The 23,491-nt window shown below is 67.6% G+C and carries 12 protein-coding genes and 1 pseudogene; 7 read left to right on the top strand and 6 right to left on the bottom strand.

Going from position 1 to position 23,491, the window contains the following annotated elements:
• The first annotated feature begins 90 nt into the window (after window positions 1-90).
• The 4 genes from RNB18_RS25855 to uidA are packed head-to-tail and all read left to right on the top strand — an operon-like array spanning window position 91 to window position 5,058.
• Window positions 91-1,383 (top strand): sugar ABC transporter substrate-binding protein, encoded by a 1,293-nt coding sequence (locus RNB18_RS25855; protein WP_311716510.1) that lies wholly within the window; start codon window positions 91-93, stop codon window positions 1,381-1,383.
• Window positions 1,380-2,333 carry a carbohydrate ABC transporter permease gene (locus RNB18_RS25850; RefSeq protein WP_311716509.1) on the top strand — a complete coding sequence of 318 codons (954 nt, stop codon included), beginning with the start codon at window positions 1,380-1,382 and terminating at the stop codon, window positions 2,331-2,333. Before RNB18_RS25855 ends, RNB18_RS25850 begins: the two co-directional genes overlap by 4 nt.
• A 1-nt stretch (window position 2,334) precedes the next feature.
• Window positions 2,335-3,210, top strand: coding sequence for a carbohydrate ABC transporter permease (locus RNB18_RS25845; RefSeq protein WP_311716508.1), 876 nt, complete (start codon window positions 2,335-2,337; stop codon window positions 3,208-3,210).
• A 42-nt stretch (window positions 3,211-3,252) separates the two neighbouring features.
• The gene (gene uidA / locus RNB18_RS25840; protein ID WP_311716507.1) at window positions 3,253-5,058 is read left to right on the top strand and encodes a beta-glucuronidase; all 1,806 of its coding nucleotides are present in this window, start codon (window positions 3,253-3,255) and stop codon (window positions 5,056-5,058) included.
• A 231-nt stretch (window positions 5,059-5,289) separates the two neighbouring features.
• Here uidA and RNB18_RS25835 read toward each other — a convergent pair whose 3' ends face one another.
• The gene (locus tag RNB18_RS25835) at window positions 5,290-11,427 is read right to left on the bottom strand and encodes a LamG-like jellyroll fold domain-containing protein (protein WP_311716506.1); all 6,138 of its coding nucleotides are present in this window, start codon (window positions 11,425-11,427) and stop codon (window positions 5,290-5,292) included.
• Between the two features lie 558 nt (window positions 11,428-11,985).
• Here RNB18_RS25835 and RNB18_RS25830 point away from each other — a divergent pair.
• Both RNB18_RS25830 and RNB18_RS25825 read left to right on the top strand, forming a co-directional pair.
• A complete protein-coding gene (locus RNB18_RS25830) occupies window positions 11,986-18,522 on the top strand; it encodes an RHS repeat-associated core domain-containing protein (RefSeq protein ID WP_311716505.1) in 6,537 nt (2,178 codons plus the stop codon).
• Between the two features lie 37 nt (window positions 18,523-18,559).
• A complete protein-coding gene (locus tag RNB18_RS25825; protein ID WP_311716504.1) occupies window positions 18,560-18,928 on the top strand; it encodes a hypothetical protein in 369 nt (122 codons plus the stop codon).
• Window positions 18,929-19,082: 154 nt separating this feature from the next.
• On the opposite strand, the pseudogene RNB18_RS25820 reads toward RNB18_RS25825, so the two are convergent.
• The 5 genes and pseudogenes from RNB18_RS25820 to RNB18_RS25800 form a co-directional block, all read right to left on the bottom strand.
• Window positions 19,083-19,253: pseudogene (locus RNB18_RS25820) on the bottom strand (IS5/IS1182 family transposase); the annotation flags it as partial.
• Between the two features lie 52 nt (window positions 19,254-19,305).
• Complete coding sequence (locus tag RNB18_RS25815; RefSeq protein WP_311716713.1) at window positions 19,306-20,364, bottom strand: vWA domain-containing protein; 1,059 nt, start codon at window positions 20,362-20,364, stop codon at window positions 19,306-19,308.
• A gap of 96 nt (window positions 20,365-20,460) precedes the next feature.
• Window positions 20,461-20,883, bottom strand: coding sequence for an ester cyclase (locus tag RNB18_RS25810; protein ID WP_311716503.1), 423 nt, complete (start codon window positions 20,881-20,883; stop codon window positions 20,461-20,463).
• A 44-nt stretch (window positions 20,884-20,927) separates the two neighbouring features.
• Window positions 20,928-21,881 (bottom strand): alpha/beta fold hydrolase, encoded by a 954-nt coding sequence (locus RNB18_RS25805; RefSeq protein WP_311716502.1) that lies wholly within the window; start codon window positions 21,879-21,881, stop codon window positions 20,928-20,930.
• An 83-nt stretch (window positions 21,882-21,964) separates the two neighbouring features.
• Window positions 21,965-22,729, bottom strand: coding sequence for a 3-oxoacyl-ACP reductase family protein (locus tag RNB18_RS25800; protein WP_311716501.1), 765 nt, complete (start codon window positions 22,727-22,729; stop codon window positions 21,965-21,967).
• Window positions 22,730-22,857: 128 nt separating this feature from the next.
• Here RNB18_RS25800 and RNB18_RS25795 point away from each other — a divergent pair, with 128 nt between their 5' ends.
• A complete protein-coding gene (locus RNB18_RS25795; RefSeq protein ID WP_311716500.1) occupies window positions 22,858-23,451 on the top strand; it encodes a TetR/AcrR family transcriptional regulator in 594 nt (197 codons plus the stop codon).
• Window positions 23,452-23,491: the final 40 nt, after the last annotated feature.

Raw genomic sequence — 23,491 nt, 5'->3', positions numbered from 1 at the left:
CGGTTTTCGCTGTACGGTCTCGCTGACCCACACCACGACGTGCGGTAGGGCCGCTCACGCATCCACCGGGTGGAGAGGAGACGGACAAGGATGTCCACCTCGCATTTGTCGAAAGCGATCATCGGCGGTCTGGCCGCCACACTGGTTCTGGCCGGTTGCGGCCGGTCCGACACACAAGGCGGCGGGGGCGCCAAGGGCGCTCCCATCAGCGACTCACCTGCCAAGGGCGAGATCAACGTCTGGGCCATGGGCACCGAGGGCGAGCGCCTGCCCGAGTTGGCCGCGCGCTTCCGGAAGGCCAACCCGGACGCGAAGGTGAAGGTCACGGCCATCCCGTGGCAGGACTACGCCAAGAAGGTCGAAACGGCGATCGCCTCCCAGGACACGCCGGACGCCACGCTCGTCGGATCCGCCGACCTGACGAACTTCGCCTCGACGGGCGGACTCGAGCAGGTGCCGGCCGGTCTCGTCGACACCTCGTCCTTCTACCGAGGCGCCGCTCAGAGCACCACTTACGACGGGGGCACGTACGGCGTCCCCTGGTATGTGGACACCCGCGTCCTGTTCTACCGCAAGGACCTGGCCCAGGCTGCCGGAGTCTCCGCGCCGAAGACCTGGAAGGAGTACGGCCCGTTCCTCAAGGCCCTCCAGAAGCAGGGCGCGAAGTGGGGCCTGGCGCTGCCCACCGGCGTGGCGGCGAGCTGGCAGGGCGTCCTGCCCTTCATGTGGCAGGCCGGCGCGCATCTCATGAACGAGAACAGCACCGAGTTCACCTTCGACACACCCGAGGCGCTCAAGGGGCTGGAGTACTACCAGTCGTTCTTCACGTCGAAGACCGCCACCCGCAACGGGGCGGTGAGTCTGGGGGAGATCGAGCCGCAGTTCGTCGCCGGTTCCACCGCCGCACTCGTCTCGGGCCCCTGGGAAACGGCACTGCTGAAGGGGGCGGGCGGAGCGGACTTCGTCAAGGACAAGGTGGGGGTCGCCACGCTCCCGAAGGGGTCGACGTCCAACGCCAGCTTCATCGGGGGAGGGCACTGGGCGGTGTTCAAGGACGCGAAGAACCGCGACGGTGCCTGGAAGTTCATCCGGTGGCTCTCCCGGCCCGACGTCCAGCAGGACTGGTACGAACAGTCCGGAGACCTTCCCGCCGTCCAGGCGGCCTGGGATGAGGGGAAGCTCAAGTCGGACCCGACGCTGGCCGTCTTCCGGTCCCAGCTCCAGACCGCGCTGCCCGGCCCGACCGTCACCACGTGGAAGCAGATCTCAGCGGTCCTCGATGCCGAGATCGAGAAGGTGGCCAAGGGGGTCTCGTCACCGAAGGCGGCCCTGGAACGGATCGAGGCGAAAGCGTCCGCGATCGGAACGGGGCAGCCCCGATGACCACGGCCACCTCCCTGAAACCCGCACGCGAGATGTCTTCCACCGGGCAGCCGACTCAGCGGTCGAGGCGGGGTTCCGGACGCCTGCGGCGCACCGTGGTCGCCTGGGCCTTCTGCTCACCCTTCGTCCTGCTGTTCGCCACGTTCGGCATCTGGCCGGTCTTCTCGTCACTGTCGATGAGCGTCACGGACATCACCAGCAGGGACGTGCAGACGCCCTTCAGCGTCAACTTCGTCGGCCTGGAGAACTACACCGCGCTCTTCGACGATCCCACCTTCGTACGCGCCGCATTGAACACGCTCTACTTCGTCGCCGTCGGCATACCGCTGACGATGGTGCTCTCCCTCGCCGTCGCCGTCGCACTCAACTCCGGGATCCAGCGTGCGAAGGGCTTCTTCCGGGTCGCCTACTTCGCCCCGGTCGTGACGAGCATCGTGGCGGTGGCGGTCGTGTGGAGGTACCTCTACAAGCCCGACGGGATGATCAACTCGGTTCTGTCCGTGGTGGGAATCTCGGGGCCGGACTGGCTGAACGATCCCCACTGGTCCATGCCCGCCCTCATAGTGATGGCGGTCTGGCGGCACTTCGGCATCCCCATGGTGATCTTCCTGGCGGGACTGCAGTCGATCCCGCCCGAACTGCACGAGGCGGCCGTGGTGGACGGCGCGTCCCGCTGGCGGGCCTTCCGCAGCGTGACCCTGCCGCTGCTCCGGCCCACCACGCTGGTGGTCGCCATCCTGCTCAGCATCAGCTACCTCCAGTTCTTCGAGGAACCGTTCGTCATGACGAGCGGCGGCCCCTTGGACAGCACGACCTCGATCAGCTACTACGCCTACCAGCAATTCGGCTTCGGGAACTACGGACTGGCATCGGCCGCGTCCTATGTGCTGGTCACCGCGATCGCCCTACTGAGCCTTCTTCAGTTCCGCATCTTCCGAGCGAGGGCCTGACATGACCGCCACCACGACAACGACAGGACCCGCCTTCCGGGACCGGCGCCCGCCCCGGCGGGTCCCCACCGCTCGTCTCGTTCTCTACGGCGCCCTCGTGCTCGGACTCCTCGCGACGCTGGCACCTTTTGCCTGGATGTTCCTCGGCTCGGTGAAACCGACCGGCGAGATCGTCGCCCATCCGAGTGCCTGGCTTCCCCGGTCCCCGACCTTCGTCAACTTCGAACAGCTGCTGTCGAAGCAGAACTTCGGACTGTACTTCCTGAACAGCACACTCGTCGCGGTGGCTTGTGTGCTGGGAAACCTGCTGTTCTGCTCGATGGCCGGATACGCCTTCGCGAAGATCGAGTTCGCGGGGAAGCGTCTGCTGTTCGGACTCGTCCTCACCATGCTGATCATCCCCGGCGTCACCACCTTCGTCCCCCTGTTCGTGCTCGTCAGCAACATGGGCCTGGGCAACTCCTACCTCGGGCTCATCCTGCCCTTCCTCGTGACACCGTTCGGCGTGTTCATCATGCGGCAGTTCATCCGGGACATCCCGGACGCCCTCGTCGAGGCGGCGCGCCTCGACGGTGCGGGCGAATCCCGGATCTTCCTCAGGGTGATCCTGCCGTTGACACGGCCGGCGCTGGCGACGCTGGCGATCCTCACCTTCCTCGCGCAGTGGAACAACTTCCTGTGGCCGCTCGTCATCGCGCAGACCGAGGACCACTACACGCTGCCCGTCGCCCTCGCCCTGTTCTCCACGGGAGCCAACGGCACCAACTACGGCCTGCTGCTGGCCGGGGCGGTCACGGTCGTCACACCGATCATCCTGCTCTTCCTCGCCCTGCAACGGCACTTCATCCAGGGCATCGCCAACACCGGCATCAAGTAGACCGTCGCGTCGACAGACGCACACAGAACAGGAGAACCAACCATGCTTCGTCCCCAGGACGGCCCCACTCGCGAACGCCGCTCTCTCGGCGGCCTGTGGAGCTTCCGCCTGGACGCGGAGGGTGCCGGCCGTGCCGAGGGCTGGTGGCGCTCGCAGCTCGCGAGCGCCGTGGACATCCCGGTGCCGGCCAGCTACAACGACATCTTCCCGGACAAGAACGTCCGTGACCATGTCGGGGACGTCTGGTATCAGACGCAGGTATGGGTTCCTGACCGGTGGGCGGGGGAACGGACGGTACTCCGCTTCGACGCCGCGACGCATCGCGCCGTCGCCTGGGTCAACGATGTCGAGGTCGCCCGGCACGAAGGCGGTTACACCCCCTTCGAGGCCGACGTCACGGCGCACTTGCGGCCGGGTGCCGAGAACCGTGTCACCGTCGTGGTCAACAACGAACTGACCTGGGAGTCGATACCGCCCGGCCGGGTGGAGGAACGAGCGGACGGCCGCCGGGTGCAGCACTACTTCCAGGACTTCTTCAACTACGCGGGCCTGCACCGGCCCGTGTGGCTGTACACCACGCCCCCCGTCCACATCACCGACATCACCGTGACCACCGGCCTGCAGGACGCGACCGGCCTCGTCGCCTACCGCGTGGACAGCACCGCACAAGCCGAAGAGCACGAGGTACGTGTCTCGCTGCGCGATGCCTCGGGGGTCGAGGTCCATGCCTCCACCGGCGCGGAGGGGACCCTCAGGATCGAAGACGTGCACCCCTGGGCGCCCGGAGACGGCTACCTCTACGAACTCGAGGCCACGCTGTGGAGCACCTCCGGCGACCTCGTCGACAGTTACCGGCAGTCCGTGGGCGTGCGCACCGTGGAGGTACGGGGCACGGAATTCCTGATCAACGGAACCCCGTTCTACTTCAAGGGTTTCGGCAAACACGAGGACGCCGCCGTACGCGGCAGGGCCCACGACGACACCCTGATGGTGCATGACTTCGCCCTGCTGGAGTGGACCGGCGCGAACTCGTTCCGCACCTCCCACTACCCCTATGCCGAGGAGGTGCTGGACTACGCCGACCGACAGGGGGTGGTGGTCATCGACGAGACGGCGGCCGTCGGCCTGAACCTGAACATCGCGGGAGGTGTTTTCGGCTCCGGCCGGAAGGCGTCGACGTTCTCGCCCGACACCGTGGGGGAGAGCACACAACGCACGCACCTGCAGGCGGTGAGGGAGCTCGTGGAGCGCGACAAGAACCATCCGAGTGTCGTGCTGTGGTCCATCGCCAACGAGCCGGACAACGTCCAACCGGAGGCGCGCGACTACTTCGCGCCACTGGCGGCCGAGGCACGCCGACTGGATCCCTCACGTCCCGTCGCCTACGTCAACGCGCTCATGGGCAAACCGGACCAGTGCGTGGTCACCGACCTGTTCGACGTCGTGCTCCTCAACCGCTACTACGGCTGGTACTTCGGCCCCGACGACCTGGCCACGGCCGAGACGGAGTTGGAGGCGGAACTGCGGCAGTGGGCCGCGCACGACAAGCCCATCGTCATCACCGAGTACGGATCGGACGCCTACCCGGGACTGCGCAGCGTCGTGCCCAGCCCGTGGACCGAGGAGTACCAGACCGAACTGCTCGACGTGTATCACCGGGTGTTCGACCGTGTCGACGCGGTCGTCGGCGAGCAGGTCTGGAACTTCGCCGACTTCGCCACGGCGCCCGGTGTCTTCCGCGTCGACGGCAACAAGAAGGGAGTGTTCACCCGAGAACGCCGGCCGAAGAGCGCGGCGTTCAGCCTGCGCGCCCGCTGGCGGAAGGCCGACGTCGACTCGGCGGACTGAACCCGGTACGCGGTCACGCCGACGCGGGCCCATCCGATGTACGACCGGATGGGCCCGTTCCCTGGTTCAGCACACTTGGCTCATTGCCTTCAGAACTCCTGAACATTGACTGACGCGAGCGCGTGCTTTTTGCGCGCTCGACTGGGAAACCCCAGCCGAGCGCCTCGCTGAACTACTGGACCTAGCCAGCTGACCAGCAGTGTTGCAACGCCCCTCGAATTGCGTCGTGACTCAGTGCAGGGCGCTGACCTCGGTCCCCGAGAGGGTCCGCGGGTAGACGTGGACGTCGGCGACGGAGCCGGGGAAGGCGAGGTACGGGGTCGTCGCGGAGGCGCTGTTGGCGCAGCCGCCGATGGTCAGGGGAAGACTGGAGTCGTACTGGGGGCTGAGGTTGGTGGCCGTGCCCATCAGAGTGCCGTTCTGGTAGAGGGACATGGTGCCGGTGTTCGGGTCGCCGGCGACCGGGGCGCGGTAGGTGGCGACGAGGTGGGTCCAGGCGCCGACGACGCCGGTGCCCGTGTCGCCCTCGGCGGTGGGGAAGTCGGAGTCGGGGGCGTTGCTGGTGGTGGTCTGGAACATCCAGCCCTGGTTGCTCTTGTCGTAGGCGATGTAGAACGCCTGGTGAGATGTGGTTCCCTGGCAGATGGCGGCCGTTCCCAGTGCCGAGTTGATCTTCACCCAGGCGGAGACGGTGTAGTCGCCGAGGGTGTCGACCGCGCTCTGCTTGCCCTTGAGGAAGCCGGTGCTGCCGTCGAAGGCCACGCTGCCGGACAGTCCGCTGGGTGCGTCGGTGCCGAAGGTGGCGCTGCCGGTGGAGGTGAACGGGTTGAGGGAGGCGGTGTCGGTGCCGTCGGTGCCGAGCTTCCACTCGTCCTCGGGCATGCCCTTGTCCCAGCCGGACGGCCCGATCACGCTGCTCGCGCCGGCCTGGCTCGGCGGCATCGCGTAGGGGTAGACCTGTACGTCGGAGACGGAGCCGGGGAAGGCGTTGTACGGCGAGGTCTGGTCCGGGCTGTTGATGCAGCCGCCGATGGTGAGGGGCATCGAAGAGTCGTACTGGGGCGTGAGGTTGGTGGCGGTGCCCATCAGGGTGCCGTTCTGGTAAATCGACATCATGCCGGTGCTGTCGTCACCGTCCACCGGTGCGGTGTAGGTGACCAGGAGGTGGGTCCAAGTGCCCAGGGCCCCGGTGCCCGTGTCTCCTTCCGCCGTGGGGAAGTCGGCGCTGTCGTCGTTGGTGGTCGTGGTCTGGAACATCCAGCCCTTGTTGCTCCGGTCGTAGCCGAGGTAGAAGGCCTGGTGCTGGCTGGTCCCCTCGCAGACGGCGGTGGCCGGATTGTCCGCCGAGTCGAGCTTCACCCACGCGGAGAGGGTGTAGTCGGCGAGGGTGTTGACCGCGGTGTGGTCGCTCTCCAGGAACCCGGTGCTGCCGTCGAAGGAGGACGCGGTGGCCGGGGCGTTGACGGCGTCGGGCCCGCTGGTGCCGAAGGTCGCTCCGCCGACCGCAGTGAAGGGGTTGTCCCCGCGGGCGTCGGTGCCGTCAGTGGCCAGCTCCCACTCGTTGTCGGGGGTGTCGCTGCCGGTGGACTGCGGGACGATCAGGTTCGGCGCGATGCTGACCGTACCGGTGTTGGTGGCGTCCAGGTACAGGCCGGCGAGGTCGTCGTAGTACGCGTCCGCCGGGTTGCCGTCCCAGAGGTCCGCCGCCTTGACGGTCGACGAGGTGGCCGTGCCGTCCGTGGAGACCGCAGCGGCGAAGTCGATGACCTGGGAGGAGAAGGTGTCGAGCAGGTACTGGTTCACCTGCTCACGTGCGGACTCCTGGGTCGCAGTGCCCGGGTGGATGGCGGTGAACGGCGGGATGGTCGCGAGGTAGACGGTGATGTTGGAGTTCTGCGTGATCGGCTGGTTGTTGACGAAGGTCTGTCCGTCATCGGTGCAGTACGAGCTCAACTCGCTGTTGAGCACGGCCAGTCCGTTCTCGACACCGGTGGCGCAGGCGTCGGCGGTGCCGGTGCAGTTGAGCAGGTCGGCGGCGCCGGTGGAGACGAGCACGGTCCGCACGTTGCCCTGCGCCAGGACATTGCGGTCCAGCGGGTTGAGCGCGTTGGTCGGGCTGCCGCTGTACGTGCCTTGGGGCAGCAGGTTGCCGTTCAGGCCGTAGCTGTTGGTGCCCGCGTTGAGCACGCCGTAGTCCACCGAGGAGTCCCCGTTGGGGTCGCCCACGATGGCGTTGGTGATGGCGTCGCTGAGGTGGTGCTTGCCGTCGCCGCTCGCCGTGTCGCCGTTGACGCTCTGGTCGCCGTAGAGGACCAGGGAGCCGGTGGGGGTGGAGACGGGGGTGGTGACGTCGATGCCGGCCAGGTAGGGCAGACCGCCGTACGTGGTCTGGGTGAACTTGCCGGCCGCGGTGTCGCCGGTGCGGTTGGCCGCGTCGCTGACCCACACGGGGGTCTGGGCCGCGCCGTGGCCGGGCAGGGCGGACACCGAGCCATGCACCTGCAGGCTGACCAGAACCGTCGCCTGCTGGCCGAGGTGCAGGGTCACCGGGTCGCTGGTGATGTCGCCGCCCGCCGGGATGGTGACCGTGGAGGTGCCGCCGAAGGCCAGCGGCACCGGTGCCGCGGCTGCCGTGGCACCGCCCGCGGTGGTGTCCTGGAGGGCGACGGAGGCCGCGTCGAAGGTCACCGGGCTGCTGCCCAGGGCGTTGGACAGGTGGATGCGGACGCCGTTTCCGTCGTCGGTGCCGATGCTGATGTGGGCCGGGATGCGCAGCGTCTGCCCGTTGACGGTGGCCGCGCTGCCGCCGGACTGCGTCACCTTGGCGGTGTCCTCGACGGAGGACCAGGTGCCGGCCCAGTGCTGGGTGCCGTTGCCGGTGACGGTCAGCGGCCGTAGGCCGATGCCGAGGACGTGCAGGCTGGGCTGGCCGGCCTGGACGCCGTTGGTGAACAGCGGCAGGGAGATGCTGCTGACGACCGACCCGGGGCAGGTCAGCGGGACGCTGACGGCGTAGACCTTCGGCCCCGGACTCGGGCTGGTCTGGGTGTTGTTGGCATGGTTCTCGTGGACCAGGGTCAGCGAGGCGGCGGAGGCCGGACCGGCCAGCCAGTCGGGCACCGTGTCCAGTGTGTAGGGCTGGTCGGCGGGGTTGCCGTCGGGGTCGATGCAGTTGTTCTTGGCGTAGGTGATGGTGCCGGTGGCGTTCTTGGCCGCGCCGCCGGTGGCGAAGGCCAGGAACACCAGGGCGTCACCGGTGTTCACCACCCCGCTGCCCGGCACGGTGACCGTCTGGCCGGAGGCCAGCATGTTGTCGTAGGTGCCGGTGCCGAACTTCGGCAGCGTGATGTTCGCGCCGTCCACGCTCACCGACTTGCCGCTCTGCCAGCCCGAAGTGCCGGTCAGGTCAGCGGAGTTGATGCTGTTGCCGGAGCCGTCGGCGTCGGCCGTACTGGTCGTGGTGGTGAAGGTGCTGGTCGCGGTGTTGTTCAGGCAGCTGCTCGTGGTGTTGATCGCGCAGGTCAGCGCGGGTGCGAGGCGCAGCACGTCGAGGCCGGCCTGGTAGCCGGCGGAGCCGGGGTTCTTGCCGGTGAGGCTGAGGGTCAGGGTGTGCACGCCCTGCTTGAGGGTGAGCAGCTGGCCGTTGGTGTCCTTGGGGATGCCGAGGTTGAGGAACCGGGTGGTGGTGTAGGCGTTGTAGGCGTCCAGGCCGCTGATCAGGGTGGCCTGGGTGGGTTTGCCCGCGTCCAGGACCAGGTTGTAGATGCCGTAGTCCTTGCCCCTGGTCAGGTTGGCTCCGAAGCTCCAGGGGCCGTCCTTGGGGATGTCGAAACTGAAGGTCGCACTGTCGCCGCTGCTGACCTTCGAGGTGGTGCTCTTGTTGGCCAGCATGGCCTGGTAGCCGTCGGCGAACTCGTAGCCGCTGTAGGCGGGTTGGCTGATCAGCTGGCCGCCCTTGGAGGTGGTGGTCGCCTTGGGTACCGCCGTGGTGGTGCCGTCGGTGTTGGTCGCCGTCCAGCCAGTGATCATCTTGTCACCGTATGCGTACGTCGGGGTGCTGGTGCCGGCGTAGAAGGCGTAGGCCGTCTGGGTGATGGAGGTCGAGCCGGCCTGGTCCACGGCCTTGGCGTACAGCGTGTGCGGGCCCGCCTTGGCAGGGGCGAAGACGGGAGAGGCGCTGCCGTTGATGACCGAGGTACCGGTGCCGGGGCCGTTGTCGGAGGTGACGTAGTAGACCTTGCCCGGCGTGATCGTCGTGCTGGTGGTCCAGTGCGTGACGCTGCTGCTGTAGACGGTGTTGCCGAGCGTGGCGTCCAGGGCGAACAGATAGCCGGTGATGTTGTTGGTGTGGTTGTTGCCGAGCGTGAAGGTGCCTTTGTCGCCGAAGGCGGCACCGATCTGCTTGGCCGGGAACTGACTCGAGGTCACCGTCGGGGCCGGGGGCGCGCTGGTGTCCACGGTGAAGGTCTGCGTCTTGGTCCAGATGCCCGCGCCGGGCCCGGCCCAGTAGCCGGCCGCGTTCTGCGCGGTGGCCTTCCAGGTGTAGGTGCCGTCTGGCAGGCTCGGCGTGGTCCAGTCACTGCCGTTGGTGTTGTAGCGGGCGCGCTTCTTGGAGTCCGTACTGGGTCCGAAGCCCTGGTGGATCAGGGTGCCCGAGGAGTTGAAGACGTTGTAGTCGATGCGCAGCAGCTCACTGCCGCCGGCCAGGTCGGGGTCGACGGCGCGCGCCGAGAGCGTGGGCGTGTGGGTCGTGGTCATCGTCTTGCCCATGCTCACGGTGGACGGCTTGACGGCCGGGGTGCCGGTGCCGTTCTTCAGCTTGGGCCGGTAGCTGTAGGTGACCGACATGGTCGCGCCGCCGCCGTAGGCGAGCTGCTTCCACTGCGTCGCGTCGTTCATGTCGGGCGACTGCACCATCAGCGTCATGCTCTTCCAGCCGCCGGCCGCCGCGCTCTGGGCCCGGGAGGTCACGTCGAACTCCAGCGACGGCGGGCTGACCCAGGAGTGGGCGCCGTCGGTGACCGGACAGGTACCAGCCTCGTGGCTCTTGGGGTTGGTGCCCAGCGAGCCGGTGCGGCCGCCGGGCTCGTGGCCCCAGTACAGCGAGGATGAACTCCAGCCGGCGGGACGGTCGGTGCCGTAGACGGCGGCCGGGGTGTCGGAGCAGGAGGCGGCGGACAGCTGCTTCACGTACAGAGAGGCATGGCTGACCACGGCACCCTTGATGCCGCTGGTGTTCATCTGGTAGTAGGTGCGGGCCCGCTCACCGTTTCCGGGGGTGTTGTTGTCCCACCCCTCACGCGCGTTGGTCGCACCCGAGGTGGACGTCGAGTTGTAGACGTTCCACCCGTTGTCGGAGATGCGGGCCCAGTCCAGCTGGGAGGGCCTGCCGCTCCATTCGGGGTCGACGTAGACCGGGTAGGTGGTGCTCTTGGCGGTCAGCAACTTCTGGTCCAGGCCCAGCAGTTGCTTCCCGTGCTTCAAGCTCAGCCGGACCTGGGCGCGATGTCTGCCGACCTTGGCCGCTGCCGTGTGCTCGGCACGCGGCGAGGCGAGTGCCGCACCGCCGTTCTTCTGGACGGCGCTGTCCCACATCAGCGCGGTGTCGCTGTGGAACACCGTCTCGCCGGTGCGCGGGTCCCTGGCCTCGGTGCCACCGTCGCGCGTGGACGCCAGCTTCAGATGATCCGAGGCGGTGGCGAGCGAGAGAGTCCGCAGCCGTGGATCGGCCGCCGCCTTGCGGGACTTGACCACGAGAATCGAGGAGTAGCCGGAGGCGTCCGCGGTCAACTGCAGGTCCACCTGCGGCAACACGTCGGGGTATGTGGCGGTGGCGCCGGAGACCACCGGCTCGGGCAGCTTTTCCGGCCAGGAGAAGCCCAGCCGGTCACTGCCGTTGCGCATCGTGACCAGCGCGTCCGAACCGCCTCCGGAGAATGCCACGTCGGTGACCGCGGCCCTGGGGGCCCAGGTGCCGTCGGCCCGTCGCACGAGTTTCGTGTCGATCGGCACCCACTTCCCGTGCAGACGGGTGCGCTGCGGCATCGAGGAGTCGGTGCGGGTGAAGGTGCCGTTCGGGTTGGCCACCACCAGCGTTGCGGTGTCGGTGAGTTGATCGATCGTCACCGGCTCGCCGGTCCTCTTCGCCTGTGCGGACGCCGCCTCCGTGGGGTTGAGGTGCCGGGTGGCGGACGAAGAGTTCTTGCTGTGCGACGTGGGCCGGTGCGAGGTGCTCGACGTTTTTGCCACGGCGTGCGCGGATGTCGCGCCGGCCAGCGAAGCGGCCGTCAACGCGGTGACGACGGCGGTGGCGATCGGTCGCAACAGCCGGCGTCCGGACATGCGCAGGCGTCTGGGATGGACGGACATGAAGGTTCGGGCCCTCCGCTTTCAGGCGGTTCCCCCCGTGGGCCCCGCGCCGGAGTGCATTCTGTGGGGCTGATGCGAGCCCGGTCCATCGTCGATCGATCGTCCGGGGTCCGTACGAGGCCCGTTTTTGGTGGATAGAGGTCAGCTTGGGTTCCGTTCTGTGTGATCCCTTTGCCTTACATGTGAAGGTCCTTTGCTTGTCGTGTTCGGTTCAGGCTCTAGCGTGAAGCGTCACGGGGGGCTTGATCGACTGTGCCTCCCTTTGGCGTGCGCTCGATCGCCCGTGTACCAGGGCGACTTCTGGCGCACCGTACGGGGAGGGGGTCGCGCACCATGGTGCGGAGAACGAGGTGGGGACGCGCGCGGCGGGCGATACGCCAACGGGGTCTGCGCCGTACGGCATACGTTGCGATCGGCGCCCTGCTGGTGGCCGGTCTGTTGCCCGCCAGTACCGCCACGGCTGCCTCACCGGCGAGCCGTCATGTGTCCCCTCCGGCCGCGCCCCACGACAAGCGCATCCCCTTTGCTCGCGCCACTCCCCGTCACGTTGCTGGACACATGGGCTTCCGGCACTTCGATCCCACCACCCACGCCCGGCTTCCACAGCAGGGCAGCGCCGTCGTCACCCTGCCCGGCGCGGTCACCATGACCCACCTGGCCGGCAGGGCGTCCGAAGTACGCGCGGGCCGTACCCCCCTTCTGTTCGCTCCCGTCACCGCTGAGCGCCGGCAGGCCGGTTCCGCCACCGGGTCCCAGCGTGTGCGGGTCACCGTTCTGGACCAGAAAACCGCACGCGCGGCCGGCGTCCACGGTGTGCTCTTCACCCTGCGGCGCACCAGCCCGGGCACCGGACAGATCGCCCTGCGCGTGGACGACTCGTCGTTCCGCTACGCCTTCGGCGGAGACTTCGCCTCCCGCCTGCACCTGGTTCAACTGCCCCAGTGCGCGCTGACCACGCCGAAGCTGGCCAAGTGTCAGACCCAGACCAGTGTGCGCACCGCCCCCGGCCCGCGGCTGTCGGCGCGGGTCGCCGTACCCGCGCCGACAGCCGCCACTGCGGATTCCGGCTTCGCCGCCCGTTCGGCGACGGCGTCGTCCACCGGCACGGTGGTCATGGCGGCGACCTCCGGCACGTCGGGCTCCTCCGGCGACTACTCGGCGACCAGCCTGTCCCCCGGGGGTTCCTGGTCGACCTCGGGGAACACCGGCGCCTTCACCTACAGCTACCCCATCGCGGTGCCTCCGGCGATCGGTGGCGCGGCACCGAACGTCGGCCTGTCCTACAGCTCCTCCACCCAGGACGCGCGCACCGAAGGCACCAACAACCAGTCCTCCTGGCTGGGAGACGGCTGGAGCTCCACCGAGAACTACATCGAGCGCACCTACAAGTCCTGCAAGGACGACTCCTCCTCCGGAGCTCCGGACAACGACGGTGACCAGTGCTGGGCGGGACAGATCCTCACCCTCTCGCTCAACGGCAAGTCCACCGACATCGTCTACGACGACGCCACGAAGACCTTCCGCCCCGCCGACGACGACTCCTCCACCAAGATCGAGGACCTGACCGGTGCCACGAACGGCACGGACAACAAGGAGTACTTCAAGGTCACCGAGGGCGGGTCGCAGTACTTCTTCGGCCTGAACAGGCTGCCGGGCTGGTCCAGCGGCAAGGACGAGACCAAGTCCGTGTGGAATCAGCCCGTTTACCACGCGCACAGCGGGGTGTCGGCGTGCCCGGACAGCACGACCTTCGCCGCCACGGCCTGTTCGCTCGGATACCGGTTCAACCTGGACTACGTGGTGGACGCGCACGGCAACGCCACCGCCTGGTACTACAGCCCGGAGACCGGCTACTACGGCGCGGACACGAAAGACACCGCCGTCGCCTACACGCGCGGCGGCAGCCTGTCACGGATCGATTACGGCATGACGTCCTCGACGATCTACTCCGGCACCGCCCCCGAGCAGGTCCTCTTCGACACCGGCGAGCGCTGCATCCCCGGCACCCCGTCCGGGAACACCTGCGCGGACACGCAGTTCACCCCCGCCAACGCCGCATACTGGCCCGACGTACCCGTGGATCTGAACTGCACTTCGGGCTCCAGCTGCACCAACCACAGTCCCAGCTTCTGGTCCCGTAAGCGCCTGACCTCAATCACCACGCAGATCCAGACCGGCGGGGCCACCAAGCAGGTCGACAAGTACAGCTTCATCCAGTCCTTCCCCGACGGCGGCGACCACGCCCCCACGCTCTGGCTGGATTCGGTCCAGCACACCGGCCTTGACACCTTGGGCGGCGCGTCGGGCAGCGCTTCGACGCCGGCGGTGAGTTTCGACCCGCCGCTTCAGCTGCCCAACCGGGTCGGCACCATCCCGCAGATGCCGCTGATGTACCACGACCGGATCCAGACTGTCACCACCGAGACGGGCGCCGAGACGACGGTCACCTACGACCGCCCGAACTGCTCCAGCGCCCCGGCCGGCGACCCCGACGACCCGACCGACGCGGCAGCGAAGACCTTCGCCTCCACCAACACCCTGTCCTGCTTCCCGGTGTACTGGACCCCGGACGGACAGCCCGCGCCGTGGCTGGACTGGTTCTACAAGTACAAGGTGACCTCGGTCGTCACGACCGATCCGCACAACTCCTACCAGGACGGCACCCAGCCGGAGCTGGAGACGGACTACGCCTACAAGGGCAACCCCGGCTGGCACTACGACGACAACGAGGTCGTCAAGGCCAAGAACCGTACCTGGGGCCAGTTCCGCGGTTACCCGGAGGTGGATGTCACCACCGGAGACCCGAACGTCTTCCACTACACCGACGGCGTCAAGGTCCACGACCAGAAGACGCTCGCGAAGACGTACTACTTCCTGGGCATGAACGGCGACACGCTCCCCGGCGGCAAGACCCGTTCGGTGCCGGACCTGACCAGCCAGGACGGTGCCACCTCGGTCGCCGACGACGATGCCCTGGCGGGTCAGACGTTCGAGACCGACACGTACACCAGTGTCACTGGCACTCTGGACAATGCCGTGGTCAACGTGCCCACGATCATCGGGCCCACTGCCAGCCGCAACCGCGGCGCCCTGCCGGACCTGACGGCCCAGATGCTGCGCCCCGCCAAGACGCTGACCCGTCACGCCGTGTCGTACGGCTGGCGCAAGACCGAGACCGACACCTTCTACAACCGGACTCTGGGCAAGTCGACCACCGGTATGCCGGTGCAGGTCGACGACCGGGGTGAGCCCACCGACAGCGCCAACGTCTCCAAGTGCACCTACACCCGCTACCTCACCGGTACCCCGAGCACCCTGGTGCTGCCCGCCGAGGTCATCTCCACCTCCCAGGACTGCTCCGGCGCCGGTGCCACCGCCAGCGGTGCCCTGCTCTCCGATGTCCGTACCTCTTACGACCACAATGCCTTTGCCTACGACGGCGACGGCCAGCAGAACCCAGCACTCCCCAAGGTCGGCGACGCCACGCTGGACCAACAGGCCTCAGCCGCCGGCGGTGCCACAGCCACCGCGTTCGTGGACCAGACCGCCACCAGCTACGACTCGTACGGCCGCACGATCAAGGCCATCCGCACTCCCCACTCGGCCTCCCCCGACGGCAAGAGCCTCGACCAGTCCGTCTTCACCTCCTACACCCCCGCCACCGGCGCGCTCCCCACAAGCAACACGACCATCACCCAGGCCACGCCCGGTGTGGACTGCTCCGCGGCGACCGCGTCGTCCAAGGACTGCCGGCTCACGAGCAGCACTCTGGACCCGGCACGGGGCCTGCTCACGGCCAAGACGGACGCGGCCGGTCTGCTCACCTCGCTCACTTACGACGCACTCGGCCGCCTGACCGCCGTGTGGCTGCCCAACGAGAGCAAGGCCAACGGCGCCCCGGCGAACTCGACCTACGCCTACGCCCTGTCACAGTCGTCTCCCTCGGTCGTCTCCTCCAACACATTGCTGGACAGCGGCAGTTACAGCACCGGCGAGACGCTGTACGACGCGATGCTGCGTCCGCTCCAGCTACAGGCGACCGCGGAGAACTCCACCACCACGGTCTCCGACACCGCCTACGACTCGCACGGCTGGACGGTCGTCAACAACAACGCCTACAACGTGGCCGGCAGCCCCGGGCACAGCCTGATATCGGTCTCACAGGTCTCCATCCCCGACACCACCGTCACGGACTACGACGGACAGGGTCGGGCAGACCTGGTCACCGAGGAACACGACGGGGCCAAGGCCTGGACGACGACCACCGCCTACACCGGCGACAAGACCGTCGTGCTGCCGCCCAAGGGCGCGGTCGCCACCTCCACGGTCGTGAACGCACGCGGTCAGACCACCGAACTCGACCAGTACACCACCGCACCCACACTGAGCGGGTCCGCGGCGGCGGGCTTCACCGCCACCGGCGGCACCCCGTCACCCACCACCTACGGCTACAACGACGCCGGACAGCAAACCCGGGTCACCGGTCCCGACAAGGCGGTGTGGACCTTCGGCTACGACCTCCTGGGCCACAAGAAGTCCCAGACCGACCCGGACGCCGGCAGCAGCAGCTACGGCTACGACGACGCGGGCAACCTGACGTCCACCACGGATGCCAAGAAGGTCGAACTCGACTACACCTACGACCTGTTGGGGCGCAAGCTCACGGCCACCGACAAGTCCAGGTCGGACTTCGAATTCGCCTCCTGGACCTACGACACCCTCCGGATCGGCCTGCCGACCTCGTCGACCCGCTACGTCCAGGGCACGACCGGCGGGTACACGGTGGCCACCACCGGCTACACCAGCCTGGGCAAGCCGACCGGCACCAAGATCACGCTGCCGGCGTCGGAGGCGCCGCTGCCGTCGACGTACACCACGACCTACACCTACACCATCCGCGACCAGCTGCCGGCAACCCAGACGGATCCGCGCACCCAGGGCCTGAACAGCGAGACCATCACGTACGGCCGCGACGCGCTGGGACACCCGGCCACGACGAAGAGCAGCGCCGGCGACTACGTCGACGCGTCGGTCTACACCAACTACGGTGAGCCGTCGCGGCTGACGTTCGGTGCGTCCACCAACCCGGCGTGGGCCACCTACTCCTACGACGACCAGACCCGGCGGGTGACCGACCGCCTCGTCGAGCGGACCCAGGCCCCCGGCCCGGCGGTCGACGACACCTCCTACACCTACGACACCGCCGGCAACCCCACCTCCAGTACCGACCATCAGTCGGAGTCCGGCAACACGGTCACCGACCAGCAGTGCTACAGCTACGACACTCTCGACCGGCTGACCGACGCCTGGACCGCCAAGGACAACTGCGTGGCCAACCCGCCCACGAGCAGCACCCTGTCCACCGCCGCCGGCTCGTACTGGCAGTCCTTCAGCTACGACGCGGTCGGCGACCGCAAGCAGAGCGTCGAACACGCCGTCGGCGGATCGGGCCCCACGAGCACCACGACCTACGCCGACGGCTGCACCACCGGCTGCAACTCCACCGGCGCCCAGCCGCACACCCTGACCGCCACCACCGGTGGCACCAACCCGACCAGGTTCGGCTACGACGAAGTCGGCAACCTGCACACCCGCACCCCCACCACTGGATCGGCCCAGACCCTGAACTGGGACGACGAGGGCCACCTGACCGAGGTCGACACCGGCGGCGCCAACCCCACCAGCACCAAGTACCTCTACGACGCCGACGGCAGCCAGCTCATCCGCCGCGACCCCGGCCAGACCACCCTCTTCGCCGGCGACACCGAGATCGTCGTCAATACCGGTGTCACTCCCAACGTCCTGCTCGGCGCCGTGCGCACCTACGCCCACGGCGGCTCGGGCGCCCCCGTGGCGGTCCGCTCCAGCCTCCCGGGCGGGGGCGTGAAGTACCTCTTCAACGATCCGCAGGGCACCGCTTCCCTGGCGATGGACACCACCACCCAACAGGTCGCCCGTCAGCAGTACACCCCGTACGGCCAGCCCCGCTCCAGCACCAACACCACCGCCTGGCCCGACCCCACCCACTCCTACCTGGGCAAGCCCCAGGACACCTCCACCGGTTACACCGACGTCGGTGCCCGCAAGTACGACCCGACCCTCGGCAGCTTCATCAGCCTTGACCCGGTCTTCGAAGCCGCCAGCCCCCAGGAACTCGGCGGATACGCCTACGCTGCCGACAACCCCATCGCCGGCAGCGACCCCACCGGACTCGAGTCGTGCTATCCGTCCGCCTACTGCTCCGGCAGCAACGGTACGTACGGCGACTACCACTCCGAGAACGACCCGGAATCAGGCAACTACCAGGGCTCCAGCCACTACTGCGACTCGCACTCCTGCTCCAGCGGCAGCGGCAGCGGCCACTATTGCGACGGATGCCATGGGACCGGCGCGGCCCCTGTTCCGGTCCCACCCCTGAAAACCGTCCAGATGTTCCAGCGGAAATATCCGAGCGTGGCGCAGATGGCGAACCAGGGGGACTACAACCCGCTGTACACCTACGCGGTCAACGTCGAGCTCTACTTCCGCGGGAGGTGCAGTCAGGACATGACCCAGGGCGGGTGCCTGGAACTCTCGCACTTCTACCACACCTGGGCGGATGTCGATGACATCCCCGAGAACCCCTGCGCCGCGGGCTCGCTCTGCGACATGCTGCCGCTCGTCCTGCTCGGGGCCGGTGCCGCGGAGGAGGAAGCGCCTCCGGCGAGGACCGCGCCGGAGCCGGGCCTGCTGTCGGGGAACGGCGGACTGGGCATGCTGGTCGATTCGACCAAGCAGTTCGATCCGAACGCGCAATTGCTGGCGAACAAACTCGGCGGTCGCGCCCAAGCCGAGTTCCTGCAACTCAAGGATTACGAATTTGATGCGGTCAGTGACGAGTATGTCGCCTCCGCGAAACCCGGAAACTTCAAGATCGGTAAGGCTTTCCGAGATCAGGCGAAACGAATGTACGAGGTATCTGCGGCCTCGGGTAGAACGCCGTACTTCCAGTTCGACAGTGAACCCTCCAGGGATGTACTGAACGCGATCAGGCGGTACGATTCGCGATATGGAATGCAGGCGGTGATTGATATCGGTCCACTGTCCGGTCAGTGAGAGAATGCCGCCTGAAATGTAAGGGAGAGCGATCGTCGTGGGTGTCCTCGTCCGGATCAGAGGCTGGCTGGAGTGCGATGACCAGCAGCTCGCCCAGGTCAGAGAGATCGTAGAAGCGGACGATGCCGACCGAACGTACAGCGGTGGCTGGGCCTTTCCGCCGAGGCAGTACAACTTCACCAACTGGGTCTTCTTCGGGGCCGAGATGCGCGCTCAGTCCGTCGACTGGTTTCTTGAGCGACTGCGGCGCGTGGCCCGGATTCCTGCCTCGGACGACGACGGTGACCTGATCACCGGCCTGTTCTTCGTCAGCCATGAAGTCGACGGCATGAGCGAGTGGCAGGTCCGCGACAGCACGGTGGTGTTCCAGGCCGCGGGCCAGGAATATCAATTCCTCGACGAATAGGGCGTCAGTGCCCGTGCGGAACTGTTGAGAGCGGTCAACAAAGGATTGTTGGACAAGGCCTGCCCGGCGTGCGGCCGGGTGGCGGGTGCGCGCTGCCTATGTTGCGGGGATCGCGCTCGTGGCGGGGGCTCGGACATCGGTAGCCGGACAGTCAGGACGTCGTGCGCTCGATGGCCTTGTCCGCGTGGAGGCGCCGGGGCTTGGGTTAGTCGCCGCGGTGGGGGTCGTGTCTCGTTCGGTGACCCTCGATCATGGGCTTGAGCCCTTCGCTGTCGTGGGTGTTGCCGGCCGAGACGCCGAGGAGGACGGGCAGTCCGTTTGCGTTCCCCCATGGACACGGCCGGCAGGACCGAACCAGCTCATTGTGTTGGCCGCTGTTAGAGCATGATGAGCAGGCGCGTCTTCGGCTTGAGTTTCCTGTTCACCGAACGGCTTTGTACGTAGACCTCCAACTTGGGGTTGTTCCCCGCCTTCACGGAGACGGTCCCCTGTACATCCGTACCGAACAAAAGGCTGCGTGCCGCGTCGCCGGTATAGGCGCGGTCGGTGTCCTTCTCGACCACGATGACTTCCTTGTTCTGCTGAACTTGAGCCCGGGCGCCCAGCTGGTAGTAACAGGAGCCACGTTCGTACGTCACGCCCGGATGCGAGTTGACGAAGGGGCGAATCTCGACCTCCTTGTCGACTTTCAGGAGCCGGTATTTGTCGGCCGGAATCGGTTCGAGGTTCGCCCGCACGTCGTCGACCGATATGTCCTGGCCGACGGCGAACAGGTTCTTCGTGCCGCGCACACCCTGCTCTCGCCCGCGGAGGAAGCTGGTGGCGGCGGCGCGCACGGTGCCGATCGCCTCCTCGACGCCCTTCTGGGAGTCCGCATCCCAGATGGCGATGTTGCCGGCCGGGAACCCGTAGTTCTGGGCGGTGCGCTTGGCCAGGGAGTTCGGCACGAGGATCGCGGAGGTCCAGTGGCCCGGAAGCCCCCGCATCTTCGCCGTGATCTTGTCGAGCCAGGGGCCGAGGATGGCCATGTCTCCGTCGTGCCGCCTGTCGCCGCCGGAGGCGTTCTCCTCACCGTCCGTGACGACGATCTGGAGGAAGCTGTGCTCGCCGTATTCCTCCCAGATATGGCCCAGGTCGTCCAGGGACTTCAGAGAAGCCTCGATGAGGGCGGTAGCGCCATTGTTGACCTGGTACAGCCCCCGCATGGACGGCAGATGCTTCACGTCCATGTCCCAGACCAGGTTATCCACCCTGTGATCGAAGGAATAGAGGCTGATCCGTGTCTCGTGGCCGAGGCTGTCCGACTCGGCCTTCAGCCCCGCCACGAACTCGTCCACCACCTGAATGAGTTGGCTCTGGTGCGGACGCATCGAACCCGAACAGTCCACTACCAGCGCGACGTGATTCACCTTGTGCTGGATCTTGTTTGCGGACACGTTTGTGCTCCCCCTCCGAGGCTCCCCGAATGATGTCTTCATTTTATGAGGAGGCACTGACAACGGCCCTTGAGGAAGGGGGATGCTCACCGACGCTCAGCGCACGTCGCCGGTGATCTGCATCTGAAGTTGCAGCAGCTCCTCGACGTGCCGGATCTCGACGATCCGGCCGTCGACCACCCGCGCGAGATCGATGCCGGAGCAGGTCACCTCACGGCCGGTCGCGGGCAGTCCGAACCAAGGGCCGGTGTGGGTCGCTGTGATCACCCACTGGGAGACCACCCAGCCGTCGTCCGTCTCGGCCTGGTAGACGATCTCGTGGTGAGCGTTGGTGAACCCTTCGCGCATGGCAGCGACCATCCCCTTCATCCCCTCGATCGCCGAGGGAGCCCCTGGGGGCAGGTTGTGGTCGATGAGATCGGGCGAGACCAGGGTGTCCAGTGCAGCGATATCGCCCGCGTCGAAGGCGGCGAACACGCGGGTAGGGACATCGCGGGCGGAAGGGGGTTGGCTGTTCATCAGGGGTTTTCCTCTCACCTCGGTGTGCCGGCTTTCGCAGTTGGTCAGGGGGTGGGGTGGGGGTAGAAGGCGTTGATTTCGGCCAGGACGCGGTCGGGAGCTTCGTGGAGGAGGAAGTGTCCGGCGCCGGGGACGTCGGCGGAGGTGGCGTCGGGGGCGGCGTCCTGGAGGGGCGGCAGGACCATCTCGGCGAGACCTGCCTGGGTGAGCATGCGGACCGGGATGGTCAGCGGGGTCTCCTGGAGTTTGGTGTTGTCGGCCTCGTCCTGGGTCTCGGTCCGGTAGAGCTCGAAGCCGGCGTGCAGGACCTGGGGGCGGGAGAACAGCCGGACGAACTCGGCCAGTTCGTCGTCGGAGATGTTCTCGCCGACGCCGGTCCTCATCCCCTGGAAGAAGTGCGTGAGGAAGGTCTCGACCCGGCCGGTGACCAGTTCCTCCGCGAGGGGACGCTGCTTGTTGAAGGAGAAGTGCCAGAACATCGACTCGATGGCGGCGAACTTCAGGTTCTTGCCGGTCAGGCCGTAGTCCATGAGGAACAGCCCCGACACCTGCTCGCGGTACTGGGCGGCCAGCGGATAGGCGACGCTGACGCCGAAGTCGTGGGCAACGACCTGCACGTTCTCGCGGTGACCGAGGTGGACGAGCAGCTTGTGGACGTAGGTGGCCAGGACCGTCTTGGCCCTGGAGGGCGGGTTCCCGGTCGAGTCGCCCAGGCCCGGCAGGTCGATGGCGATGACGGTGCGGCCGGGCAGCAGCGAGGGCATGATCGGGCGGTACTCGTACCAGCTCTGCGGCCAGCCGTGCAGCAGCACCATGACCTGCGGGCCTTCGCCACCGATGACGTAGTGCATCTGTACGTCGTCGATGGTGGTGAAGCCGTGCCGGAAGTGCTCGTTGAACTCGGCGTCGTCCTTGGTCGCCGCGTCGTAGCCGGGGCTGAGCGGCTCCTCCGACTCGACGGGTGCGGCGGCCGTGGAGGCTGTGGTGGAAGCGTTCATGGTGGTACGTCCTTTGCCGTGGGTGTCTCGGCCGAGCGTGAGCGTCGGGGTGTTCAGGGGAGTGCGGCCGCCCGGGTGGGCGGTCAGACAGCGATGCCGCCGTCGACGTTCCAGCTGGTGCCGGTGACGAAGTGGGCTTCGGGGCCGGCGAGATAGGCGACGGCACTGGCGATGTCGGCGGGCTCGGCGAAGTGGTCGAGCGGCATGAGCTGCTTCAGGGACTCCGCGTACGGCCCGGAGACAGGGGTCATGTCCGTAGCGGTGGGGCCGGGCTGCACGTTGTTGACGGTGATGCCGCGCGGACCGAGTTCGCGGGCCAGGCCGCGGGTGAGACCGGCGACGGCGGCCTTGGTCAGGGCGTAGACGCCGGCGCCGGGGAAGGGGACGCGGTCGACGATGACGCTGCCGATGGTGATGATGCGACCGCCCTGGCCGAGGTGGGGAGCGGCGGCCTGGACGGCGCTGAACACGCCCCGGACGTTGACCGCGATCATCCGGTCGAACTCCTCCAGCGGGAAGTCCTCGATCGGCGCGCCGTGGAAGACGCCGGCGTTGTTGACGAGGATGTCCAGTCCGCCGAAATGCTCCGTGGTGCGGCCGACCGCGGTCCGGACGGCTTCATGGTCGGAGTTGTCCGCCTGTATGGCCAGGGCGCCCGTCGCCTCGGCCACGGCGTCGGCTTGTTCCTTGGCGCTGGCGTAGGTGAAGGCGACTTGGGCGCCGTCGACGGTCAGACGGCGCACGATCGCCGCACCGATGCCCCGGGACCCGCCCGTGACCAGGGCGGACTTGCCTTCGAGGGGCCGTACGCCGGACTGGGTGGCGCCGGGGGCGAGCTGGGTGCCCATGGGATCTCCGATTTCTTCAGCACTTCACTTACGAACCGAACCGCTCGGTTACTATATCCACGATGACACTAACCTGAGCAAGCGCGGGATTCCTTCCGTGGCGGCGAACTTTTCTCAAGGAGGCTTCGATGCCCAGCACGGGACGGCCCCGGTCCTTCGACACCGACGAGGCGCTGGACGCGGCGATGCGGCTGTTCTGGGCCGAGGGCTACGAGGGCGCCTCGCTCGCCGCGCTGACCGAGGCCATGGGGATCAACCGGCGCAGCATCTATGCCGCGTTCGGTAACAAGGAGGAGCTGTTCCGTAAGGCCGCCGACCGCTATGTGCAGGGCCCGGGAGCCTTCGTGGCCCCGGCTCTTGAGCTGCCCACCGCCCGGCAGGTGGCCGAGGCGATGCTGCACGGGGCCGTGGACGCCCACACCGCGCCGGGCTGCCCGCGCGGCTGCCTGCTGGTGCAGTCCGCGCTGGCCGCCGGCCCGGACGGCGAACCGGTCCGTCTCGACCTGGCCGAACGCCGGGAGGCCGGAGTAGGGGCCCTGCGGAAACGGTTCGAACAAGCCCAGGTCGAGGGCGACCTGCCACTCACCGCCGACCCGGAAACCCTCGCCCGCTATGTGCACACCGTCGGGCAGGGCCTCGCCGTACAGGCCGCCGGCGGCGCGAGCCGAGAAGACATGCACCGCGTTGCCGACCAGGCACTCAGCACGTGGCCGAGCGCCTGAACGGCAAGCTGAAGGTCATGGCCGACCTCGGCCATGAGAC

It is taken from the genome of Streptomyces doebereineriae, from assembly GCF_031845645.1.
Taxonomy (GTDB): domain Bacteria; phylum Actinomycetota; class Actinomycetes; order Streptomycetales; family Streptomycetaceae; genus Streptomyces; species Streptomyces canus.
Note: the sequence above shows the minus strand (reverse complement) of the source record. Positions and strands in the feature narration are given on the sequence as shown.